2 protein-coding genes and 1 pseudogene are annotated in these 3,133 nt (G+C 60.9%); all 3 read right to left on the reverse strand.

The window, feature by feature from the left end; translation table 11 throughout:
* Window positions 1-369: 369 nt before the first annotated feature.
* The gene (locus ACPYOI_RS35340; protein WP_168831652.1) at window positions 370-1,149 is read right to left on the reverse strand and encodes a succinate dehydrogenase iron-sulfur subunit; all 780 of its coding nucleotides are present in this window, start codon (window positions 1,147-1,149) and stop codon (window positions 370-372) included.
* A 12-nt stretch (window positions 1,150-1,161) separates the two neighbouring features.
* On the reverse strand, window positions 1,162-3,003 hold the full coding sequence (gene sdhA, locus ACPYOI_RS35345) for a succinate dehydrogenase flavoprotein subunit (RefSeq protein ID WP_481416938.1): 1,842 nt from the start codon (window positions 3,001-3,003) through the stop codon (window positions 1,162-1,164).
* Between the two features lie 7 nt (window positions 3,004-3,010).
* A pseudogene (locus tag ACPYOI_RS35350) lies at window positions 3,011-3,133 on the reverse strand (succinate dehydrogenase, hydrophobic membrane anchor protein); the annotation flags it as partial.

A 3,133-nucleotide genomic window follows, 5' to 3' on the forward strand; every position in this document is an offset into this window, starting at 1 on the left:
GTCATATGCCGTCCGCTGGCAGCCAGCCAACGACAGAACAACCGTTACACCTGTCAACACATATCGCAACTGCATCATAATGCTCCTGATTGTCCGCTCTTGCAGGGCAGTATTAGCCATCAGACCGATTTTCGAATTACCGTATTTCACTTTGGTTAATCAAGTCGGCACAGCCATAAATTGCCCGTGATGATTTCTGTACCCGAACCGGGACAACTCAGCTGAAGCCTTTCGGACTTCCTGCAGGCAGAATTTGTCAGCAAGGTGATGGAGTGTGCGATCTTTATGCGTATTCCCGCCGGTGGGTAAGCGGTGAAGTACCAGGCGCCGCGATTGGCCGGCGCCGGGTACCTGGCAAACATTCGGGAATCAGACCCGGCGTTCGACCATCATCTTCTTGATTTCGGCGATCGCCTTGGCAGGGTTGAGACCCTTCGGGCAGGTCTGCGCGCAGTTCATGATCGTATGGCAGCGATAGAGGCGGAACGGGTCCTCGAGATTGTCGAGACGTTCGCCGGTCGCTTCATCTCTTGAATCGATGAGCCAGCGATAGGCCTGCAGCAGGACGGCCGGGCCGAGATAGCGGTCGCCGTTCCACCAGTAGCTCGGACAGGAGGTCGAGCAGCAGGCGCAGAGAATGCACTCGTAGAGGCCATCGAGCTTCTGGCGATCCTCGTGGCTCTGCTTCCATTCCTTGGCAGGCGTCGGCGAAACCGTCTTCAGCCACGGCTCGATCGAGCGGTGCTGCGCGTAGAAATTCGTCAGGTCCGGAACGAGATCCTTCACCACCGGCATGTGCGGCAGCGGATAGATCTTCACCGTGCCTTTGATGTCATCCAGACCCTTGGTGCAGGCAAGCGTATTGGTGCCATCGATATTCATCGCGCACGAACCGCAAATGCCTTCGCGACAGGAACGGCGCAGCGTCAGCGTCGGATCGATGTTGTTCTTGATGTAGAGCAAGCCGTCGAGAACCATCGGACCGCAATCGTCGACATCGATATAGAAGGTGTCGATCGACGGGTTCTGGCCGTCATCCGGGTTCCAGCGGTAGACACGGAACTCACGGGTGTTCTTGGCACCCGCGGGCTTCGGCCATACCTTGCCTTCGCGCATCTGGGAGTTCTTAGGGAGAGCGAGTTCAACCATGTCCAGTTCCTCTTAATACACGCGAGCCTTCGGCGCGATCTTCTTGGGATCGATGCCTTCTGCGATGAGCTCGGTGTGAACCGGGCGGTAGTCGAGCTTGACGTCGCCGGTCTCGTTGACCCAGGCAAGCGTGTGCTTGCGCCAGTTCTCGTCGTCGCGGCCGCCGAACGGACCGCTGGTATAGTCCTCGCGCGCGTGAGAGCCGCGGCTCTCCTTGCGGGCCTCGGCGCTGTAGATCGTCGTGATCGCGTTGGCCATCAGGTTCTGCAGTTCCAGCGTTTCGACGAGGTCGGAATTCCAGATCATCGAGTGGTCGCTGACCTTGATGTCCTTCATCTCGCCCCAGATCTCCGAAAGGCGGCGGCAGCCGGATTCCAGCGATTCCTGTGTGCGGAAGACAGCCGCGTCTTCCTGCATGGCGCGCTGCATCTTTTCACGCAGATGCGCCGTCGGCGTGCTGCCGCTGGCGTGGCGCAGACCGTCGAAGCGGTCCATGATCTTGTCGCAGGCAGCGACATTCAGATGCGGCACCGGTGATGCACGATCGATGACCTCGGCGGCGCGGATCGCCGCGGCACGGCCGAAGACGACCAGGTCGATCAGCGAGTTGGAGCCGAGGCGGTTGGCACCATGCACCGAGGCACAGCCCGCTTCGCCGACGGCCATCAGACCGGGGATGACACGGTCCGGATTGGCGCTGTCGGCGTTAAGCACTTCGCCCCAGAAATTCGTCGGAATGCCACCCATGTTGTAGTGGACGGTCGGCAGGACCGGGATTGGCTCGCGGGTCACGTCGACGCCGGCAAAGATCTTGGCGCTCTCGGAGATGCCCGGCAGCCGCTCGTGCAGAACGGCCGGGTCAAGATGGTCGAGATGCAGGAAGATGTGGTCCTTGCCCTTACCGACGCCGCGGCCTTCGCGGATTTCCAGCGTCATGCAGCGGGAAACCACGTCGCGCGAGGCGAGATCCTTGGCGGACGGCGCATAGCGCTCCATGAAGCGCTCGCCTTCGGCATTGACGAGATAGCCGCCTTCGCCGCGCGCGCCTTCGGTGATCAGACAGCCCGAGCCGTAGATCCCGGTCGGATGGAACTGCACAAATTCCATATCCTCCAGCGGCAGCCCTGCGCGGGCAACCATGCCGCCGCCGTCGCCGGTGCAGGTGTGGGCCGATGTCGCAGAGAAATAGGCGCGGCCATAACCGCCGGTCGCCAGTACGACCATCTTGGCCGCGAAGCGATGGATCGTACCGTCGTCTAGATTCCAGGCGACGACGCCGGTGCAACGGCTGCCGTCTTCCGATATGATGAGGTCGAGGGCGAAATACTCGATGAAGAATTCGGCGTTGTTGCGCAGCGACTGGCCGTAAAGCGTGTGCAGGATGGCGTGGCCGGTACGGTCGGCAACGGCGCAAGTGCGCTGCACCGGCGGGCCGTCGCCGAAATTCTGCATGTGGCCGCCAAACGGACGCTGGTAGATCTTGCCTTCCTCATTGCGCGAGAAGGGCACGCCGTAATGTTCGAGCTCGTAGACAGCCTTCGGCGCTTCCATGACCATGTACTGCATGGCGTCGACGTCGCCGAGCCAATCGGAGCCCTTGACGGTGTCGTAGAGGTGCCACTGCCAGCTGTCCGGCGTCATGTTCTGCAGCGATGCGGCAATGCCGCCCTGCGCCGCAACCGTGTGCGAACGGGTGGGGAATACCTTGGTGATGCAGGCGGTGCGGAAGCCCTGCTCGGCCATGCCGAGCGTGGCGCGAAGACCGGCGCCGCCGGCGCCAACGACGATCACGTCGTAGGAGTGATCGACATACTTGTAGGCCTTCCCATTCTGCGCGGGTGAAGTCGGTGCCATGATACGGTTATCCTACAAATGCAATTTTCAGAATGGCGAAGAGACAGAACCCTGCGACCAGGAGCGCGAAAAACGTGTTCAGCATCAGCAGGACAAGCTTGCAGATCTCACCATGCACGTAGTCCTCGAT

The organism is Rhizobium sp. SVR5-2C (assembly GCF_056755115.1).